The following is a 20131-nucleotide window of genomic DNA, read 5'->3' as shown; positions in this document are numbered from 1 at the left end:
ATTAATGAAATAGAGCTGAATTTCATTAAATGAAAAGGATTAAATTTTGCAACAACAACTATAAATGATAAACATACGCGTTAATTTATTAATAAAAAAATAAACTTCGCGCCAACTGTTAACCTTAACCCTTTATGTTTATTAGGATTTAACACTTAAAGTCGGCTAAATCTGCGCTAAATTTTAACAATAACTGATATAAAAGAAATGACATTTACATTCATTTTAGTGACAAAATCATTCATATTTATAAAATAATGAAAATATTTGGCGTAATAGCCCAATATTGATGACAAACATTAATTTAACTCAATAAACGAAGATTGCAATTTCATTCACTGATCAGTTTAAGTAATATGAGTGATTCAAGATAACAATGACTATTATAGAAAATAAAGGCGATTAAATTGAAAAAATAATAAACCATAACCAACTCATTAAAAATCAATCGATTGGTTATGGTTTATCAACATATAGCAAGAGACTTACGATCCCATATTAACAATTGAGCTACGGAAACGCCTTAATGCAATTAGGAAAAAGATCGATCCGATTCCAATTAACCAAACATACGATGTCCATACAACGCTTAACCCTGCACCACGATACAATATAGCTTGTCCTAATTCGACAAAATGTGTTGTTGGGGCAATCATCATTATATTTTGAACAACTTCTGGCATACTTTCCCTTGGTGTACTACCACCGGACAACATTTGTAACGGTAATAAAATCAAAATCAACAACATAGCAAATTGTGCGGTTGATTTGGCAACTGTAGCCATGAAAATTCCAAGTGACGTTGTCACAAACAAGTGTAAAGCGGCACCAATTAAAAATAACGTAATTGAGCCAGTAATTGGAACATTAAGCCAGCTTTTTACTACTAATAGTAATGCCACCCAAGTTGAGATTAATACCACTAATCCCATTGACCATACCTTAGATATCATTATTTGAAACGGTGTGACAGGCATGGAAAGCAGATGATCGATAGTGCCATGTTCACGTTCTCGCATTAATGCAGCTCCAGTTAAAATAATAGATAACGTCGTTACAATATTAATGATTTCCATTACCGAGCCAAACCATGAACGAGTCAAATTCGGATTAAATGCAGTATGAACTTGAATATTAACAGGGAGATCGGTTACTTTGCTATAACGATTAACATACTCTGTCACCTCCCCCGTTATTATTTGTGTGATATAACCATTTCCCACAAAAGCTTGCCCCATTCGAGTCGCATCGATATTTAATTGGATTTCTGGACTTTGATTGTTCAACACATCACGCTGAAAATTAGGCGGAATATTCAAAGCAAAAGTGTAGCTATCGGTATCCATGCCTCGATCTACCTCATCCATTGAGTTTAATTTTACTGGTTGGTTAAACATTGGCGGATAAAAAGCAGCAACAATTTGTCTTGATAACGGTGAATCATCTTCATCAACCACCGCTATAGAGGCATGATGAAGCGAGTCAGATGTTGCTGTTGCAGCAATATAAATATCGAAGGTAAAACAGTAACCTATTAACAGAAGCATGATAGGATCACGTAATAACCCCCATAATTCTTTAATACCTAATCGATAAATATTAATTAAGCTTTGCTTCATAACTACCCTTCCTGCTTTTTAAGAAGAAAAATACTGGCGCACAGCACAACAGGAATAGTGACTAATAATGCGAATAAAGAATTGTGTAAATCATTAAAACCAAGTGCTTTATTAAATACACCTCGTGCAATGATTAGCATATGTGTTGTCGGATAAACTTCACCGATATAACGCCCACTCCCCTCCAATGAAGCCACTGGATTGAGTAAACCAGAAAACTGAATAGCAGGTAACATAGTGCCGACACAGGTTAAAAATATCACTGCAATCTGACTACGTGTAATTGTTGACGCCAACAGCCCAAGACCCGTTGAAATAATACAATAAGCTAAAGCAGCCAAGCATAACGTGAATAAACTGCCTTTGATTGGCACGCCAAAAATAGTAATCGCCATAAACAGCAACAGCAAAAAACTAAACATAGAAATAATAATATACGGTACCTGCTTCCCTAATAAAAATTCGGCACGAGTCACAGGGGTAACATATAAATTAATAATCGATCCCATTTCTTTCTCACGAACAACCGATAAAGCTGCCAGCATGGAAGGAATCATTAATAATAAAATAGGAATAACCGCAGGCACCATTGACGGTAAGCTTTTTACATCAGGATTATATCGATACCGCGTCTCAATATTCGCCAAACTAGTAGAATCTTTACCTGACATTTCTTTCACTTTTTGACTTAGCCAAGCAAGGTGCATGCCTTGTACATACCCTTTAATGGTTTCTGCCCGTAGTGGCATAGCACCATCTATCCAAACACCGATATCAACGGAATCCCCTCGTTGAATATCTCGTCCAAAATTAGGCGGAATTTCAATCGCTAACGCAATATCATTACTTCGTAAACGGGCATCCATATCTGCATAATCCGTTATAGGTGGTCTTTCAACAAAGTAACGTTTTGAACCAGACAAATTAAGGGTATAATTTTGACTGATTTCACTTTGGTCACGATCAAGCACGGCAAAACGTAGATTTTCGACATCTAGCGTAATCCCATAACCCATAACGAGCATTAAGATCGCCGAACCCATTAATGCCAACATCGCTCGCAAAGGATCTCGCGACAGTTCAAGTGTTTCGCGCCATAAACAACCAATCATCCGAGTTAAACTAAATCCTTGAAGATGATTCGCTGGTGGGATGACTGTTTGGGATTTGTCGGCGGTAACTGGAGCTTCGGTCGATTTTTGTTGTGCATCACTATCATCAGCACCAGCATCAACTAGATAGCGGATGAAGGCATCTTCTAAAGTCGATGCGTTTTTCGATGCAATAATATTATCGGGAGTATCACTTGCCAACACTTTCCCCGCATGCATTAAAGAAATTCTGTCACATCTTGCGGCCTCATTCATAAAATGTGTGGTAATAAAAACAGTTACTTTATCTTTACGGGATAATTCAATGATCAAACGCCAAAAGTCATCTCGAGCAATCGGATCGACCCCCGATGTCGGTTCATCTAAAATTAATATTTCTGGGTTGTGCACAACAGCGACCGATAAAGATAAACGCTGTTTAACCCCTAAAGGTAAACTATCAGGTAGATTTTGAGCATCTTGCTCTAATCCAAACCGTTTAAGAAGTTCAGAAACACGTTCAGGTATTTTACTTTCTTCAATGCCAAATAAACGTGCATGTAGCACTAAATTTTGCTCAACCGTTAATTCACTGTACAAAGAAAAAGCTTGAGACATATAACCTAAATGCCGTCTGGTATTAATATCATTGGCATCAACAGGTTTTCCAAATAACCAAGCTTCACCGGACGAAATAGGTAATAACCCGGTTAGCATCTTCATGGTTGTTGATTTACCACAACCATTTGACCCTAAAAAACCAAAAATCTCACCTTGCTTAATCGAAAAATTAACATGATCGACTGCAATAAAATCACCAAATTGCTTAGTTAGCCCTTTCGCTTCTATCGCTGTTTGTAGATTGTTATTTACATCCAAAGGTGGAATTTCAACGGCTTGATAGCCTTGTTTGGCGCTCTCTGGCATTAACTGAATAAAGGCATCGTCTAAATTATCTTTTCCTGTTTGGCTTAATAATGATTTAGGTGTGCCTGTTTCTAAAATTTTACCGCCATACATCGCAACAAGCCAATCAAAGTTTTGTGCTTCATCCATATAAGCTGTTGCGACAATAACGCTCATTTGTGGTCTTTGCTGCCGAATTTTATTTATTAATTGCCAAAATTGCGCTCGGGAAAGTGGATCGACCCCCGTGGTAGGTTCATCAAGAATCAGTAAATCGGGATCATGAATCAAAGCTGAACATAAACTGACTTTTTGTTTCATACCACCAGATAGTCGCCCTGCTGGTCTTGATAAAAAGGGATACAGCCCGGTACTTTTTGTTAATTCGTCAATACGACGTCGACGCTCTGCGGCATCATTACCAAATAAACGGGCGAAAAATTGAAGATTTTCCTCAACAGATAATGTCGGGTAAAGATTTTTACCTAATCCTTGTGGCATGTATGCAATGCGAGTACACACCGCTTTACGATGTGACTTATCTCGCATATCGCCATCTAAAACATAAACTAAACCATCTTGAATGACATGTGCACCCGCAATCAAAGACAATAAACTTGATTTACCTACTCCATCTGGCCCAATTAATCCCACCATACATCGTGGTGGAATAGTTAAACTAATGTTATCCAGTGCACAATTCTTTTTATAATGCAGTGAAACATCAGTAATTTTAACCACTGCATCATCAATAGACTTAGCTTCTGTTAATAAAGCTAAATCCTTATTGTCTGAATCTGACATATACTATCTCCAATTATTTAGCTGGACATTTGGCTACATCAGATAAATCAGCTGGCCAGGATGTATTCGGATTAAGCTTAACCCAAGCCACACCAGGTAATCCTGTTTTAACTTGATTAATAAAACATTTTAATAATTCAGGATCGAGCTGCGCTTTTACCCTAAACATCAACTTTTGGCGCTCATCTTTCGTTTCAACTGTTTTTGGGGTGAACTGTGCGACACTCGAAACAAACGAAATTTTCGCGGAAATGGCCTTTTCAGGTAAGGCATCTAGAATAAGTCTAACTTCGTCACCGATGGCCATTTTTCCAGCCACGGTTTCAGGTAGAAAGAAAGTTAAATAAACATCATACAAATTAACCAGATTAAGTACTTTACCACCTGAAGGCATCACTTCACCTAATTGAGCAATACGGTATTGAATACGTCCATCAACAGGTGCAACGAGCGTACTATCATCAATATCTGCTTGGATTTGTCTAATATTGGCATCAGCAACATTAATGGCCGATCTAGCACTTTCTACACCAGCTTGAGCTACCTCAATAGCTGCATCAGCAGCCGTAACTTGTGATTTTGCCGAATCTAATGCAGCTTTAGCGCTATTAAATTTAGCGGTATCATCATCGTATTGTTGAATGGATAAAGCCCCTTTTTGATAAAGGGTGGTTGTTCGTTGAAGATGTTTTGAGGCGATATCTAAATCGCTTTCTCGTTGAGTGACACCTGCTAAGGCAGCAACTTTATCACTCATTTTCAAAGCAACTTGTGCTTTAGCACTTGCCTCATTACTGATTGCTTGTCGGTATTGAGCCTGTGCTTCATTCAACTGTGCTTGCAAAGTATCTGTTTGCATAACGACTAATGGTTGACCTGCTTTAACAAAATCCCCTTCATTTACATTAATTTTTTCTATTCGACCGGCTAATTTAGCTGAAATATTGATTTCGGTTGCTTCAATACGCCCATTTCCACTGGTAAAATCAGCACCATATCCATCCGTTTTTAATTGCTGCCATGCAATAAAAATAATAGCAAGAATAACGAGGGTAATAATAATCCATTTTTTGCTTATTTGTTTCATAATGATGCCTTGTAGAAAATGATTGATTTATAGTAATGATTAACAAAATCATTAATCGTTATATACTATTGGGTCGTGATGATTAAATAATAGCAAATGTTTTTTACAAATAAAATCAGCATATAAAATAAACGCAAAAAATGTTAAAAAATTGAAAATCACCAGATCGTTACAAATCTATCACATCAAATTCCAACCTTTTGGCAATAAAGATTAACTGATCATGATACCTAAACAGATACAACACGGATTGAAATAAGCGAGTTAGTCATAGGCAAATCTTACAGTAAGTGATATGCTTATCATCTTATTAATGGATTTAATTTAATTAGCAATTTAAGGTGATTTTGTATGGCACTGCCCTCTTTTTTAACGCTTTATAGTGAACTGATATCAACCCCAACAATCAGCAATGTAACCAATGAAAAACTCGATTTTTCAAACAAACCTTTAATAGACAAATTAGCAAACTGGTTTGAAGAGTTAGGCTTCAAAGTTGAAATACAGCCCGTACCGAATACTCGCGGTAAATTTAATTTATTAGCGACTTATTCAAATAATGAAAACCAGACACAAGGTGGATTACTGCTTAGCGGCCATACTGACACAGTGCCTTTTGATGAAGGACAATGGACTAAAGATCCTTTCAAATTAACGGAAGAAAACAACAAGTTATATGGATTAGGCACAGCAGACATGAAAGGTTTTTTTGCTTTTATACTCGATGCTTTACGTGATATTGATCTAACCAAACTGACTAAACCTATTTATGTTCTTGCTACCGCTGATGAAGAAACCACTATGGCTGGTGCATCATTTTTTGCTAAAAATACTCACTTACAACCCGATTGTACAATCATTGGTGAACCAACATCATTAATACCGATACGTGCACACAAAGGCTTTATTTCCAACTCAATCAAAGTCATTGGTAAGTCTGGTCACTCCAGTGATCCAGACAAAGGAATAAATGCGATTGAAGTCATGCATTTAGCTATCGCACAATTGTTAAAACTTAAACAACAGTTTAAAGAACGATATCATAATGACGGTTTTACTGTTCCCTATCCGACGCTTAATCTCGGGGTCATTCATGGGGGCGATGCAGCAAACCGTATTTGTGGTTGTTGCGAGCTAATTATTGATATTCGTGTACTGCCAAATAACGATGTTAATTCGCTTTATCATGACCTCTGCCAGGCTTTACAACCAGTCATGGACAAATACCCTAACCGTATTTCGGTTGAATATGAAGTATCCCCAATTCCGGGTTATGAATGTAAAAAAGATCATCCTGCTTTACAGCAAGTTGAAAAATTAGTTGGTCAAACTGCGCAAACCGTAAACTACAGTACTGAAGCGCCCTATTTAAACCAAATTTCACCAACTATTGTATTAGGTCCTGGTTCTATTGAACAAGCACATCAACCTGATGAGTTTATTTCAATGGATTTTTTAAAACCGACTAAAATAGCTATCGAAAATTTGATTAAAGATTTTTGTTTATAAAAAATATCCTTTTCGCCGAAACAGTCGGCGAGAAGGATTAGATATTGAACGTTGAAAAATCACTCGCAATTTCCGTATTAGCAAATATGCTTCTTGCCTCATTAAGTAATTTATCATTATCTTTAAGGCTATATCTTGGGCTGATATGGGTCATGATAAGTTGCTTGGCATTGGCATATTTAGCAATCGTTGCAGCATGAACAGTGGTAGAATGCCCTCGCTCTAAGGCTTTTTCTTCCAAAGCATGCTCTTGAGTCGCCTCATGCACCATTAAATCAACATCTTTGGCTAGCGCAATCGAGGCTTGACATGGCTCCGTGTCACCAAAAATTGCCAATTTTCGACCTTGCCTTACCGCTCCTAAATAATCATTACCATGAATAACACGACCGTCTTCTAAGGTAACGGTTTTACCGGCTTTCAAAAGTGCATAGTATGCGCCAATTTCGATATTATCTTGTTTTAATTTATCGATATCTAAACTGGCTGGTAAATCCTTTTCAATAATACGATAACCAAAACAAGGAACACGATGCTGCAACAATGTTGCTTCGACTTTGAACTTTTCATCTTCGAAAACCGTACAGTCTTCTTCAAGCTCAATAATATTGAGTGGATAACTTAACCAAGAGTGACTAATTGCGATAACCGTTTCAATAAATTGCTTCACCCCTTTAGGTGCAATTAAGGTTAAAGCGGATTGATTTTGCATTAAAGAACGCGTGGTTAATACTCCTGGTAGCCCAAACAGATGATCACCATGTAAATGTGTTAAAAAAATCATTTCAAGTTTTGCAAGACTAAATTTAACTTTTTGCATTTGCATTTGTGTGGCTTCACCACAATCAAACAACCACAATTTGCCTCGTTCTTGCAAAAGATCGAGCACAATACTACTCACATTACGCTCAGCTGTTGGGCATCCAGCACTGGTGCCTAAAAAAGTCAATTTCATAAAACTTAGATATTTTTACGCTCGATTGTTTGTTCACCCCAAAACAGTCTATCTGCTTTTGTTTTAGAAAAGGCAAGTGGCAATACTTCATCACTACCTTCTGACCAAATTTGTTCAGCAAGCTTTTCATCATTATGTGCTAACTCAAAAATGGCTTCTGCAATTTCTAGAGATGTTTCACGAATTTTTGCCCAAGAACGAAGATCATGTATTTCTTTTTTGGTTTGATTCATTTTTATACCCCTTTTTTGCAAGATTAGGTGTAAAATACCCTCAATCTACATAAATTACAATAGGTGTATCACTTTATGCTAACGATAATTTCTCCTGCCAAGACCCTCGATTTTCAAAGTCCGCTTATCACAAAAACACACACATTACCTAAATTTATTAAAGATTCTGAGATACTTATTAAAGAGTGTAAAAAATTATCCGCCGACGATTTAGCTAAATTGATGTCAATTAGTCCAAAATTGGCTGAAGTAAATTATGAACGATTTCAACATTGGCATAAAGAATTTAATCTTGAAAATGCCAGACAAGCAATTCTTGCTTTTAAAGGTGATGTGTATGAAGGGCTTCATGTCGACGATTTTTCAGAAGCAGATTTAAAATTTGCTCAATCTCATTTACGGATCTTATCCGGACTTTATGGTCTACTCAACCCCCTTGACCTTATTCAACCCTATCGTTTAGAAATGGGGATACGCCTAAAAAACGGTCACAACAATAATTTATATCAATTTTGGGGGGATAAATTAACCGACCAGTTAAATAATGAGTTTCATAAAAGTGCAAATCCAACGTTGATCAATTTAGCCTCGAATGAGTATTTTAAAGCTATTAAACCAAAACAGTTAAAAGCGACAATTATCCAACCTATTTTTTTAGATGAAAGTAAAGGTGAATTCAAGGTAATTAGTTTTTATGCCAAAAAAGCACGAGGATTAATGAGCCGTTACATCATCAAAAATAATCTCAATCAACCTGATGATATAAAAAGCTTTAACCTTGAAGGCTATCAATTTGATCCAAAACGATCGACGCAGTTAGAATGGTATTTTATTCGTAAACATCAATAAATAGTAATTATCATATGGCTTTTTTTTCTACGTTAGGACAACAATTTGTCGCAACATTACCGCTATTTATTCTTATTTTATTAGGCTATGTAGCGGTTAAATTAGGTCGCTGGCAAAAAACGGTGACCGACAGTTTAACCAAATTCACCTTTTACATCGCATTTCCGATTATGCTCTTTCAAATTATGAGCCATTTTTCCGAGCATTCTGAAATCGATATGAAACTATTATTTGTCTTCTTCGGTAGCTCATTTATTGTTTTTGCTTTAGGCTGCTTAATCGCCTATAAATGTTTTCACCTAAATGGTTCTGAAAGTACGATGTTTGCTATGGGAGGAATCTATACCAACACAGTATTTGTTGGTATCCCAATCATAAAAATGCTGCTGGGTGACAGTGCAATTCCAATTGTTGCGATTATTGTCATCTTTAATGCACTTATTTTATGGACGCTAGCAACCGTATCGATCGAATTTGTACAAATGGGAAAACTTTCCAGCAAAGGATTTATTAAAGCATTCAAAAATGTCACCAAAAACCCTATAATTATAGGGATTTTTGCTGGTATTGCGGTTAATTATACGGGTATCGCATTACCTAAATTCATTCAACAATCCACAAAAATGGTCAGTGACATGACAGCACCTTTATCACTTATTGTATTAGGCATGGGGCTGGCCGAATATCAAATCAGGAACAAATTACACATTACCGCAACAATCTGTATGATAAAACTGGCAATACTACCTATTGTTACATTTGTGACAGGAAAACTGTTAGGATTACCCGTATTGGAATTACAAGTTATTGTATTATTAAGCTCAGTATCGATTGCGATTAACTGTTATATGATGGCAAGACAATTTGAGGTATTACAAGGCCCTATTGCATCAAGTTTACTCATATCAACAGCATTATCATCCATAACAACACCGTTGATATTATCCATTATGTTACAATTTGGCTTAACATAATGTTATTTAATTTATTTTGGGGAGTGGCGTTTTACTTTGTGATGAAGTATTAAAGCAAACACAATCACCGCACTTCCAATTGAAAATCGAATCCAGTCAATGGATTGATGCCAAACTACGACATTAACTAAGATGCCTGTTGGAATAACCACGTTATTCATAATCGCTAATGTCCCTGAGTCCACTTTAGTTGCGCCATAGTTCCATAAAAAATAACACAAACCAGAGGCAATCACACCAAGCCAAATAATGATACCCCACTGTAAGTTGGTTGTGGGTAATTTTGAATAATCACCAAACAATAACCAGCCAATACTAGCAACAAGCACAGCCCCTAAATAGACCCATGCAAAAGCTTGATGTTGGGGCAATGGATAAAGTTCCATAATTCGTTTATACCCAACCTGCCCTAAGGCAAACACAACATTTGCGCCCTGAATTAATAAAAATCCAATAATAAAATCACGACTGATATGATCATAGCGAATAATAGCTGCACCAATAACGGCAATAATAGCCGTTAACAGATAACTATATCGAAGACGATGCCCTTGCAATATGTCATAAATAATCGTGACATAAATAGGCGTTGATATGGTAAAAAGAAGGACTTCAGGTACTGAAATATACTGAAAGGAATTATAATAAAAAAAGTACATAATCCCCAATTGACAGGCTCCAACGCCCATTAACAGAATCATCTGGTTAAAGCGGATACCACGAAATCGAAAAAAAGGGATAAAAGTAATAAAGGCTAACAAAACACGCATCACAACTGCAAACCAAGAGTCAACTTGTCCACTGAGATAAACAGCAATAAGACTGAATGAAAATGACCAAACAATCGTGACAAAAATAAGATAAAACATAAATCACAAATAACAAATTAAATTTAAATTGCACGCATCGTACCAATTCATCATTAACTTGTAAACGATTGATTACAATAATTGGTGACAAATAACGTTTATGATCTAAATTATTCAATCATTCTACACGACCACATCACTTGATAACCTGTATACAAATAATTAGTCCCCTTCATCGAATACTGCAGTAGCAAAATCCATTCCACAAGTAAAAGTCTAATAGAAAATAAAATTTTGAATTTTACACCCAATAATCGTAGATATATTGAACTTATTTCATATATTAAAGGAAGATATACATGATTAAATTCAAATCATCCTGAAATTACTCAAGATGTTTCTAAATTGTTGTACAAAAATTTTTCAATATAAAGAATAGTGATTAAACAAAGAAAGGTTTGTTACCCTATTCCGCTATAAAGATACAGTCCGGTGACAGTTGAAGGGCAAAATTCAATCTATCCAAGAAGATTATAAATGGATGACACTATGAGATTATTAAAGATTTTAATCATAATATTACTAGTAATTAAATGTTTTACCAAAATTCTTATTTGTCAGGATGATCCTACCGTTTTTATGGTGTTGAAATTGAATCCTATTTCTGAAAATTATGGTTATTTAAATTATTTAAGTCACAATAGTTATTATGTTTTGTTTACTGATGAAAATGAAATGATAGGACAAAATATACTTAATTTCATTTATGAAATTCCTTTAATTCTTTATATTTCAGTATTGCTTGTATTAATTTTTTTTAAACATAAAAATGCAAAAAATCATGTATAATAGCTAGGAATCTGATAAATCTATAAAAATTAATACTATTATCTGTTAAGACCAACATATTAGACTGCCCTTTACCTACTGATAATAATACTGAAGCGAATGTAGGCATTGAGGATTACTACAAATATGCGGTATTTCTCCAAGAAAATAATTGAAACTATACCAAAATTTACACACAGAATATTCAGCTTTTATACGAAATTACCGGAAATTCAATGAATATGAAATTTTTCAAAAAAGTGATGCAAAGTTTTGTGCCTTATAAAACAATAGTAAGTTGTCTATCCGTATTTTTATTGGTGGGTTGTTGTTATAATCACAATAATTCTTCTACTACAAATAATACTTATTCAGAAAATATTTACAGTAAGTTGCCCTATACGAACAAGCTTCCTTTTGGTAAAAAAGAACTGATATCAACACATTTTCCTAGAAAATGGACAACTCAATTTTTGCAAGAAAAATTTGAAAGAAGTAATAGTTGGATACAACGTAATTATGATTCAGTATTTTTTTATTTGAGTAAATATTCAAATGATTATTTATATCCAGAATTACATTTAAACCCTCGATTAACGATGCTTAAAAACAGATTTTGTGAATCTGAAATGAGTAATCTTTACTATGATAAACTAACACATTTTTTTGATGAGGATATTAAAAAAGATAATTACCTTTCACCAGTAAGCAAAATCAAAATTAATGATAAAAGTCTAAATCTATTTCTCTTAACATCTTCTCATATAACACTTAAAGACAAGCCAGTTTATAATAGTGAATACGATTCTTATAATTATGAGAGAATGGATTTAATCACAACAGATAGTACTAACATTATTGATAAATTGAATGTTTATTACTCTTTATCATGGGTAATTTATGGTTATGAAAAATTATTTTTTATAGATAAAAACAATATAATTCATATTAAATATTTTGAAGGAGACGAAGAGGATACGAATTTTATCCGTTATGAAAAATTCCAAATTTCGACTGAAGGCAAATTTATTCGATATTACGATCAAAACGGATTTTACCAAAATGAAGAAGAACAAGGATTAGTCGAAAATCATACCCGTGAAGGTTTATGGATTGAGAAGAAGCCGAACGGTTATTATACTTATTCTCACCGTTATACTTATCTTGAAGCAAATTACCATAAAGGGTTACCAATTGGAATTTGGAAATTTTATAAATTAGATTACCAAGAGAAGCCAGATGGATCTGCTGATCTATCTTCTGCTAAAAAAGGCAAACTTTTGTACACAGAAACCTATAAAGACGGTGAACTTATCGAACGCAAATTTGTGGATAAAGAAATTGATGAATTGAATTAAAGATTGTGTAGTAAACAAACGATTATTATGCTTATCACCCTCATAAATATTAACGGTGGTAAGTAAACAATAAATAAAAAAATAAACATAACAACTTAATATTTTTAGTTGTTATACTGTTGTCAATATAGGAAAGAAACACCCTGATACTAGAAATAATGTAGGAGTTCTTTGGGGAAAAAATCAAACGAAATATAAAGTTTTAATCAAGCTTGATTATATTACACACCCTAAAGATGCAAAAAGTATTTACGACAATATGGACTTAGTAGCAGAGCAACTTGCTCAAGGGTTAGAAATCAATATTAATAAACATTTTTAAGAATAAAATGAAAAAATTACTAATGGTGTCTATTTTTTTTGTTGGCATTTTGGCATGTGTTCAACGCATTGAAGAAAAAAAGATTTCAGAAGCCACCCCTTCAAATTCAGTACGAATTAAAGAATCCAATACTCCGGAGGGTTTTCTACGGTATGAATATTATATCAATGGCAATAAAGCAGCGGATTATATAAAAACTTACTATACTAAAGGCGGTCAATTAGAATCTGTGTATTATATGTCATCATATAAACCAGACGGCATTTCTTCTCAAGGATTTTACCCAAATGGAAAACTAAAATTCATCCGCTATGTAAGAGATGAAGTTAAAAAAGGAGATGTATTATATGTTATTTATTATCCTAATGGACAAATAAATCTTATAGAAACAATAGTTACTGACTCTTTAGAATTACCCAAACTCACTACTATGTACTTTGAAAATGGCGTTAAGCAAGATGAAGGGGTTATGGATATATATAATGCTACCACAATACCTGTAGGATTATGGAAAACATACGATGAAAAAGGCGATTTAATCGAAACCACCTATTATCATCCTGATGAATTAGGCAAAGACTATAAAATCGTAACTCAATATAAGAATGGAAAAGTTGTTTCAAAGAAAATTTACAATTTTGATGATTTATATGAGACTGAGTTAAAAGAGCTTTTCACCATACCGAAATAATAAATAATTGAAAAATGAAAAAACAATGATTCAAAACTAATCCTTATAATGGTTGTTAGTTTTTTTGAAATTTAATAACAACAGTCCGATAACAAAGGATATGTAACTGGAGTATTTTTTATGATGATATCCCTAAATAATAAATTCATTATCACTACCCTATTAAGCCTTTTTTTATTCAGCTGTAACCCAGATAAACAAGGAAATATGAAATGGATAGCCAAATACGATTTTAATCAATTATACCAATTAACCGACCAAGCAACTGTCTTAGACCCAATGTCTGCTTTTCGTTTTGAAGATTTTATAGCCCTCAATGAAAACACCATTATTTTGATTGGAAATAAAGATCTTAATGCCTTTGATTCAATCCAAAGAGGGTATCAAGCAGTAATACTTGTATCGAAAGATCGGGGCAAAAGTTATCAAGAGTTAACGCTTCCTGAACAAGATATGAGATGGATTTATCCCAGCAATGATTATTCATTAATAAAAGCTCAAAGTAGATTACCCGACAACAGTAAAAAAAATTCCATGTATCTTTTAGATAACAACAGCTTAAAAATCGTTAAAATAGATGAATATGATTCTGAAGCTGATATCTCCTATTATAATTTTAATGGAAAATATGCCGTATATTCCCATAACAAGGCATTAAAACTGGTTAATTTATTGAATCGAGAGGAACAGTATCCTTTACCCTACGAATTAAATAACCATTCTTTTTGGGTTACTGCTGATGATACATTACTTATTCTTGATGCCAAACAACTCATTCGCTACAACCCGAAAAACAATACAAAAACCGTCATACAGCAATTACATAATAATTATGATGTGCTGACTTATAAGGATGGTGAATATTTTTTTACTAAATTCAATGAAAATAAGTCTAAAGGTGGAGGTTCTTATTATAATAATAAAGAAGAGCTTTTATATACTTTCGAAAAAGGGGATAGAAGTAGATATTATCGCTATAAAAATTTTGCATGCGATTATAAACTTACTTCAGCCCTTTATCCTATTTTCCGATATTCGTATGATTATGGTAAAACATGGTATGAAAAAGAGTTTAAGGGCTTTTTTATTGCCTCTGAACCTGTCGGATTTTATAAAGATAAATTTATCATATTAGATGCCACATTTTATGACAAAAATGAGAGTGATGACGGAGGAGGACGGCTTTTAATCGGTGAGTTTGAAAAATAAAAAACCTCATGGTAATAAGTAGAGGTATTTACCTTTTTATTCGAAAAATATAACTAAATACATGAAGAAATCTAAAATAAAATGAAAAAAATAGCACGCTGTTTACTCATTCCCTTTATCGTTAATTGCAGTGGAGGAAATGTATCTAACACTAATCCAGTTCAAAGAAATATAGAATCAAAAGATGAAAACTTCATTCTTAGTCATTCCCTTACCTTAATAGATGGTGAAAAAATCTCATTATCAAATATATATACCATACCTAACAATATAGATTCTATACAAGTGGATAATGTGCAATTTGAAGCAACATTGTCTGATTATTGTGGGAAAGGAAACTATATATATGATGAAGAAAAAATGGATGGTTTTTTATCTAAAAAAATCGAATTTATCCTTTATTATCAATATAAAAAGACTAATACAGAACCCACTGCATTTAACTTTAAACAAGATAATACAAATCTTTACTTAACCGTTACTAACCATGAAATAATTACAAAATATTGTTGTAAAACAAATATACGAACACGAAATACCGCATTTTTATTAAAAGTTTATTCGAACGGAGCTAGATATAATTTACTGGCGATTAATGATATAAAAAGTATCGATGAAATATGATACTTAATAAGATGGATAACGTGATGAAAAATAAAATAAGTTACTTTTTTATTATAGTATTACTATGTAGTTGTAGTAATAAACAATCAAATAACGAAAATGCGGAAGTTGGTTTCTTTAATGAAAAAAAGAATATAAATGAAACGACTAAAACAATGTCACCCATTATGAAAGATAATTTCGGAAATACTTATATTTTAAATATTTTCGATGTTTTTTCACAGAAATTAATTTTGCAATCCGAAGTTTTTTTTATAGATTATCTAAATACCTATGATCAAGTATTTGAAATCTCTTTGATAAATAAATTGGATTATGTCATTGTCGAAATACAAAACAGAATTGGTGTTAGCGCCTATCAACTATTTATTCGAGAAAGAAATAAGAAATTTGAAATTTTCAAACAAACTGGTTGGGATAGTATAGTTTTTACAACGGAAATAGCAAAAGATGATTATACTGCTCAAAGAGCAAATTTGATCTGCTTAAGTCAAGAGATAAAACCAATAAATGGCATCATAAAAATCCCTGATGATTTAAATTTTACCAATGAAAATACAAAAGACTGCTTTGCCTGCCCACAACAATATACTACTGAAGAGTGTTTACAAAAAAAACAATCGGGTGAAAAATTTAATTGGAAAAAATAAAAGGAAAGATAATCCATGTAATGAATTAGAAGAGAAACACAACATCAAAACAAGCACTAAGATTTTTATTTGATCATGCTGTTCGTATTTATTGCTATGGTTTTAACCCTGAAAATATTTTACTTAAAAGCTGAACTAGCAAAAAATAATAGTCACGTTTTCTTTTTGGCATAGTCTAATACTTTTTGAAAAACGCCTTTCATATTTTGAACTTGAAGGAAGATTTCTTTTGAAAGTTCTGTTCTGTTCTGTTCCGTTTAGTTTTGCGTTGGCATATTTTACAGCATTATCAATATAACTTTTCGCTGTTTTATCCGTTACTCCTCCCTAACAACATAAATTTTCTGCTTACTATTTCTTTACTGGGTAATAATCTAGTCCTTTTATATTATTATTTTTTAAAAGTTGATATAGCTTTTGCGATACAAAGACTTCTTTATAATTGGCATGACCGGAACCAAAATTTTCTTGAGATACAAAAAAATCAAAATTTCCAGGATGATTTTCAAAAGACGGAAAAAATCCTTTATTGTTTAAATGAAACCTAGTCATTTCCCACTCTGGGATATGTGTTTTCTCATCTATATTATTATCATTTATATTTAATTTAGATGAGGATATTCCTTGTGGTAACAATTGAACTACTGTAACTAGAGGTTTTTGATTACCATACCCAATTACACTTTTGCTTTGTATATTTAGTGGTTTAAATATATTTTCATAAATTGAAGGTGTAGTAAAAAATGTATCTTCAAGCCAATATATTGTTCCTATACCTTTTTTATTCCATTTAGGTTCGCTTAATAATGAGATACTTCCAATTTGCTTTCCTCTAATAATTCCAAAATTTTCACTTCTTTTTGTTATTTCAAATACGTTCTTTAAATAAGGAAAAACATTAAAAGGAAATTTTTCCAATTCATCATTTCCATCTAAGTCTTCTGGTTGAGGATATCCCAATATTTTACTAGACTCAATTGATAAATAATCGGCATTAATTCTTTCGTTTTCTGAAAATTCTGTTTTGACAACAGAAACATAGTTTTTATAGTTGCTTCCGAATATGGATTGAAGTTGCTCGTTCATTTCGTCATTTTCATAGAATGTAAAAGCATCACATCCCACATCGACATAAATATTTATATTTTTTAATTTAGAAACTTCTTTTAAGGAAAAATTTTTAAAAAATCGATATTTTATTTTCATAATCCTAGACTTTTTAATATTTCTGGTTAATTTTTATATAATTCTCTTGCGAAATTTTCAACTCCTTTAGGTATTAGCTTTGTATCACTATAAGGAAATTTCTTCCTCCATGCATGAGTGAATGTTTGGTGTTCTTCTTTTGTTGATACAATAGAAAGCATCTATCTATTTTTAGGGAGGGCTAAAGATATTTGCAATATCTTTTTCAATATAATGATGAACTTGAGGATCTTTTCCTTTAACTAATGCCTTTAATTCCTTGTAAGATTTTATCCCATATCTTTCTATGAATTTGAATATTCCACTCAAGCAATGCTTAGCATTATGCACCAGCCAAGCGAGTTTACCGACAAAATAGGTATGCCAATTTCGAATGGAATAATTAAATATAAAAAAATGAAAAATGTATATTATGGTAAATCTAAATATTCGGGCTTTAAAATATTCTGATGATCTAATAAATATTCATAATCTTTGTAATTCTGAGGTTTTCTTATCCAGTTATGGGATAAGTTTACTTTTGTCTCTTTTTCTTCATAATTCATACTAAATTCCGGCCTTTTTGTTTCTGTAATGGTCTCAACATTCATAATGCCATTATCTCTAAAAAGAACTTTGTTGGTTATTCTTTTATCTGCATTTTCATCATATAACTCAAACTGGCGTAAAAATATCTTTCCATCAACGTCTTTATTATACGACCCCTTTTCTTTATTATAAATCATATAAAGATAGACAAATAGTTCTCCATTATTATAAGTTAAAAAAGTTACACTTATCTTTCTAAAATAATTATTTACGCATGCTATAGGTTCACCATCTTTAAAAAAAGTAACATAGTATTCTTTATCATTATCAAAAGCATATTTAGCCCAATCCTCAGCATTATTGAGATGTTTTTTGTCTTCTGCTGTGGGTTTATTCTCAAGACTAAGGGTTAATATATTGTCTAAAGTGCCTTCTTCAGACATAACCTCTTTCATAAGGTCATTGTATTCTAAGAATTTTAATGTATACATATTGTTTAATTTTTATAAATTTTATAATCCCGGTAATTTAGAAAAGTTATCTATTATAGTAACTTTTTTATTTTTAGCATAGTCTAATACCTCTTTGGAAACCCCCTTCATATTATCAACTTGAAGATAAATTTTTTCTAAAAGTTCTGCTCCATTTAGCTTTGATTTGGCATATTTTGCAGCATCATTAATATAATTTTTTACAGTTCCCTCCGTTACTTTTGCCAAATCTGTGGCTTTCCGACAAATTTGACAGAGTTTTCTGGTGTAAACTCAGGTGTTCAAAATCATTATGGTCATGAACATTTGGGATTTAATATAGATTTTATACATACTACTATTTAATTAGGAAAATAATGAAAACGATAGCTATACTTTTACTCATTAGCTTTTTGACTTCTTGTACTTATGCGCATAAAGAGGAAAAAACAAGCATAAACTCTAGCAAAGTCATTGCGTTAGACCATGATCCTGTTTCAATTCAGTTAGGCAGTAAAAAATTAGCATTAAAAGGATTAAACCCTGAAGACTTTTCACTGGTACAAAAAGGTAAGACTCTTTTTATCATTAAAAAGCTGTATCTGGGTATAGATGATCTCCAAATAGAATTTATAGATAACAAGGATCAAGATTTCCTATTAACTGGTGAAATAGAATATGCGGTTTCTCAAAACTTAATTGATGATATTGATAGGGGAAATGTATTTTTACCATTTTCTTTTAAAGAACATATACAGTTGCATAACAATAAAGGTAAATTTATTTTATCAACAGCGATTAAAACTACACAACAGATAGAAGCCATTTGCCAAGAAAGATATTTTGATCAGATCAGGAAAGAGTCTTATTTGGTTCAAAAACAGTTCTATCAGAATGAAATAATCGATAACCCAGAAAAATATAAGGATTGTTGCCCTGAATATATTGAATATGCAACACAATTTTTATCTAAAAAAGAGCGTGATTTTCACTCATTACAAAGCCTGTTTGTTGAATTTACCTATAAAAAAATAACGTTAAACATGGGTGATGGTTATCATATCGTCTTTAATAATATTAGTGATTTTGTTCCTGAATAAAAATGAGTGATTATGCGGATTGTATTAGTTTAATTAAATAACAAAATAGAGATAAAATACAAACCGCATATAATATATCATTTATCTATTCTCTAATATCTATGTACGCAAAAAAGGCAAACTTTTGTACACAGAAACCTATAGAGACGGTGAGCTTGTCAAACGCAAATTTGTGGATAAAGAAATTGATGAATTGAAGTAACGATAGTATATTAAATATACTGGTTATTTTACTTATCACCTTTATTAATATAAACGGTGGTAAGCAAGCCGATATAAATGAGTAAATTAAAAAGAATAATCATTCAA

At 32.7% G+C, this 20131-nt stretch carries 18 protein-coding genes; 9 read left to right on the top strand and 9 right to left on the bottom strand.

Annotation, left to right across the window (positions count from 1 at the left end):
* Nucleotides 1–485: 485 nt before the first annotated feature.
* The 3 genes from ACKJXD_RS02630 to ACKJXD_RS02620 are packed head-to-tail and all read right to left on the bottom strand — an operon-like array spanning nt 486 to nt 5507.
* Complete coding sequence (locus ACKJXD_RS02630; RefSeq protein ID WP_220217219.1) at nt 486–1619, bottom strand: ABC transporter permease; 1134 nt, start codon at nt 1617–1619, stop codon at nt 486–488.
* 2 nt (nt 1620–1621) lie between these two features.
* Entirely contained in the window at nt 1622–4420 is a 2799-nt protein-coding gene (gene rbbA, locus ACKJXD_RS02625) for a ribosome-associated ATPase/putative transporter RbbA (protein ID WP_220217220.1), read from the bottom strand.
* A gap of 13 nt (nt 4421–4433) precedes the next feature.
* Entirely contained in the window at nt 4434–5507 is a 1074-nt protein-coding gene (locus ACKJXD_RS02620) for an HlyD family secretion protein (protein ID WP_220217221.1), read from the bottom strand.
* 351 nt (nt 5508–5858) lie between these two features.
* Here ACKJXD_RS02620 and argE point away from each other — a divergent pair, with 351 nt between their 5' ends.
* Nucleotides 5859–7016, top strand: a complete 1158-nt coding sequence (gene argE / locus ACKJXD_RS02615) for an acetylornithine deacetylase (RefSeq protein ID WP_411596640.1) — start codon at nt 5859–5861, stop codon at nt 7014–7016.
* A 37-nt stretch (nt 7017–7053) separates the two neighbouring features.
* On the opposite strand, the gene rnz is transcribed toward argE, so the two are convergent.
* Nucleotides 7054–7971 carry a ribonuclease Z gene (gene rnz / locus ACKJXD_RS02610; protein WP_430875446.1) on the bottom strand — a complete coding sequence of 306 codons (918 nt, stop codon included), beginning with the start codon at nt 7969–7971 and terminating at the stop codon, nt 7054–7056.
* A 5-nt stretch (nt 7972–7976) separates the two neighbouring features.
* Nucleotides 7977–8204 (bottom strand): YccJ family protein, encoded by a 228-nt coding sequence (locus ACKJXD_RS02605; protein ID WP_220217224.1) that lies wholly within the window; start codon nt 8202–8204, stop codon nt 7977–7979.
* A 75-nt stretch (nt 8205–8279) separates the two neighbouring features.
* On the opposite strand from ACKJXD_RS02605, the gene yaaA reads away from it, so the two are divergent.
* Nucleotides 8280–9053, top strand: a complete 774-nt coding sequence (gene yaaA, locus ACKJXD_RS02600) for a peroxide stress protein YaaA (RefSeq protein ID WP_430875445.1) — start codon at nt 8280–8282, stop codon at nt 9051–9053.
* Between the two features lie 14 nt (nt 9054–9067).
* Nucleotides 9068–10027: an AEC family transporter gene (locus ACKJXD_RS02595; RefSeq protein WP_430875444.1), complete on the top strand. Its 960-nt coding sequence runs from the start codon at nt 9068–9070 to the stop codon at nt 10025–10027.
* 11 nt (nt 10028–10038) lie between these two features.
* On the opposite strand, the gene ACKJXD_RS02590 is transcribed toward ACKJXD_RS02595, so the two are convergent.
* Nucleotides 10039–10896 (bottom strand): carboxylate/amino acid/amine transporter, encoded by an 858-nt coding sequence (locus ACKJXD_RS02590; protein ID WP_430875443.1) that lies wholly within the window; start codon nt 10894–10896, stop codon nt 10039–10041.
* Nucleotides 10897–11900: 1004 nt separating this feature from the next.
* Here ACKJXD_RS02590 and ACKJXD_RS02585 point away from each other — a divergent pair.
* From ACKJXD_RS02585 to ACKJXD_RS02565, 5 genes are all read left to right on the top strand, one after another.
* Entirely contained in the window at nt 11901–13022 is a 1122-nt protein-coding gene (locus ACKJXD_RS02585; protein WP_430875442.1) for a hypothetical protein, read from the top strand.
* Between the two features lie 329 nt (nt 13023–13351).
* The gene (locus tag ACKJXD_RS02580; protein ID WP_430875441.1) at nt 13352–14035 is read left to right on the top strand and encodes a toxin-antitoxin system YwqK family antitoxin; all 684 of its coding nucleotides are present in this window, start codon (nt 13352–13354) and stop codon (nt 14033–14035) included.
* Between the two features lie 207 nt (nt 14036–14242).
* Nucleotides 14243–15244 carry a hypothetical protein gene (locus tag ACKJXD_RS02575; RefSeq protein ID WP_430875440.1) on the top strand — a complete coding sequence of 334 codons (1002 nt, stop codon included), beginning with the start codon at nt 14243–14245 and terminating at the stop codon, nt 15242–15244.
* An 81-nt stretch (nt 15245–15325) separates the two neighbouring features.
* Nucleotides 15326–15868 (top strand): hypothetical protein, encoded by a 543-nt coding sequence (locus ACKJXD_RS02570; RefSeq protein ID WP_430875439.1) that lies wholly within the window; start codon nt 15326–15328, stop codon nt 15866–15868.
* A gap of 23 nt (nt 15869–15891) precedes the next feature.
* Nucleotides 15892–16518, top strand: a complete 627-nt coding sequence (locus ACKJXD_RS02565) for a hypothetical protein (protein WP_430875438.1) — start codon at nt 15892–15894, stop codon at nt 16516–16518.
* A 351-nt stretch (nt 16519–16869) separates the two neighbouring features.
* Here the strand turns inward: ACKJXD_RS02565 and ACKJXD_RS02560 are convergent, their stop codons facing one another.
* From ACKJXD_RS02560 to ACKJXD_RS02550, 3 genes are all read right to left on the bottom strand, one after another.
* A complete protein-coding gene (locus ACKJXD_RS02560; protein ID WP_430875437.1) occupies nt 16870–17724 on the bottom strand; it encodes a hypothetical protein in 855 nt (284 codons plus the stop codon).
* 410 nt (nt 17725–18134) lie between these two features.
* Nucleotides 18135–18695 carry a hypothetical protein gene (locus ACKJXD_RS02555; RefSeq protein WP_430875436.1) on the bottom strand — a complete coding sequence of 187 codons (561 nt, stop codon included), beginning with the start codon at nt 18693–18695 and terminating at the stop codon, nt 18135–18137.
* Between the two features lie 69 nt (nt 18696–18764).
* Nucleotides 18765–18971, bottom strand: coding sequence for a hypothetical protein (locus ACKJXD_RS02550; RefSeq protein WP_430875435.1), 207 nt, complete (start codon nt 18969–18971; stop codon nt 18765–18767).
* Between the two features lie 128 nt (nt 18972–19099).
* On the opposite strand from ACKJXD_RS02550, the gene ACKJXD_RS02545 reads away from it, so the two are divergent.
* The gene (locus ACKJXD_RS02545; protein WP_430875434.1) at nt 19100–19822 is read left to right on the top strand and encodes a hypothetical protein; all 723 of its coding nucleotides are present in this window, start codon (nt 19100–19102) and stop codon (nt 19820–19822) included.
* Nucleotides 19823–20131 lie beyond the last annotated feature (309 nt).

It is taken from the genome of Gilliamella sp. G0441 (assembly GCF_050589305.1).
In the GTDB taxonomy this organism is placed as follows: domain Bacteria; phylum Pseudomonadota; class Gammaproteobacteria; order Enterobacterales; family Orbaceae; genus Gilliamella.
Note: the sequence above shows the minus strand (reverse complement) of the source record. Positions and strands in the feature narration are given on the sequence as shown.

What these genes read in the sequence shown, in the direction of transcription:
- ACKJXD_RS02630 (WP_220217219.1), bottom strand. Translation starts at nt 1,619, where the DNA reads ATGAAGCAAAGCTTAATTAATATTTATCGATTAGGTATTAAAGAATTA.
- argE (WP_411596640.1), top strand. Translation starts at nt 5,859, where the DNA reads ATGGCACTGCCCTCTTTTTTAACGCTTTATAGTGAACTGATATCAACC.
- ACKJXD_RS02580 (WP_430875441.1), top strand. Translation starts at nt 13,352, where the DNA reads ATGAAAAAATTACTAATGGTGTCTATTTTTTTTGTTGGCATTTTGGCA.
- ACKJXD_RS02555 (WP_430875436.1), bottom strand. Translation starts at nt 18,695, where the DNA reads ATGTCTGAAGAAGGCACTTTAGACAATATATTAACCCTTAGTCTTGAG.
- ACKJXD_RS02590 (WP_430875443.1), bottom strand. Translation starts at nt 10,896, where the DNA reads ATGTTTTATCTTATTTTTGTCACGATTGTTTGGTCATTTTCATTCAGT.
- ACKJXD_RS02605 (WP_220217224.1), bottom strand. Translation starts at nt 8,204, where the DNA reads ATGAATCAAACCAAAAAAGAAATACATGATCTTCGTTCTTGGGCAAAA.
- ACKJXD_RS02565 (WP_430875438.1), top strand. Translation starts at nt 15,892, where the DNA reads ATGAAAAATAAAATAAGTTACTTTTTTATTATAGTATTACTATGTAGT.
- ACKJXD_RS02570 (WP_430875439.1), top strand. Translation starts at nt 15,326, where the DNA reads ATGAAAAAAATAGCACGCTGTTTACTCATTCCCTTTATCGTTAATTGC.
- ACKJXD_RS02545 (WP_430875434.1), top strand. Translation starts at nt 19,100, where the DNA reads ATGAAAACGATAGCTATACTTTTACTCATTAGCTTTTTGACTTCTTGT.
- rnz (WP_430875446.1), bottom strand. Translation starts at nt 7,971, where the DNA reads ATGAAATTGACTTTTTTAGGCACCAGTGCTGGATGCCCAACAGCTGAG.
- ACKJXD_RS02575 (WP_430875440.1), top strand. Translation starts at nt 14,243, where the DNA reads ATGAAATGGATAGCCAAATACGATTTTAATCAATTATACCAATTAACC.
- ACKJXD_RS02585 (WP_430875442.1), top strand. Translation starts at nt 11,901, where the DNA reads ATGAATATGAAATTTTTCAAAAAAGTGATGCAAAGTTTTGTGCCTTAT.
- rbbA (WP_220217220.1), bottom strand. Translation starts at nt 4,420, where the DNA reads ATGTCAGATTCAGACAATAAGGATTTAGCTTTATTAACAGAAGCTAAG.
- ACKJXD_RS02620 (WP_220217221.1), bottom strand. Translation starts at nt 5,507, where the DNA reads ATGAAACAAATAAGCAAAAAATGGATTATTATTACCCTCGTTATTCTT.
- ACKJXD_RS02595 (WP_430875444.1), top strand. Translation starts at nt 9,068, where the DNA reads ATGGCTTTTTTTTCTACGTTAGGACAACAATTTGTCGCAACATTACCG.
- yaaA (WP_430875445.1), top strand. Translation starts at nt 8,280, where the DNA reads ATGCTAACGATAATTTCTCCTGCCAAGACCCTCGATTTTCAAAGTCCG.
- ACKJXD_RS02560 (WP_430875437.1), bottom strand. Translation starts at nt 17,724, where the DNA reads ATGAAAATAAAATATCGATTTTTTAAAAATTTTTCCTTAAAAGAAGTT.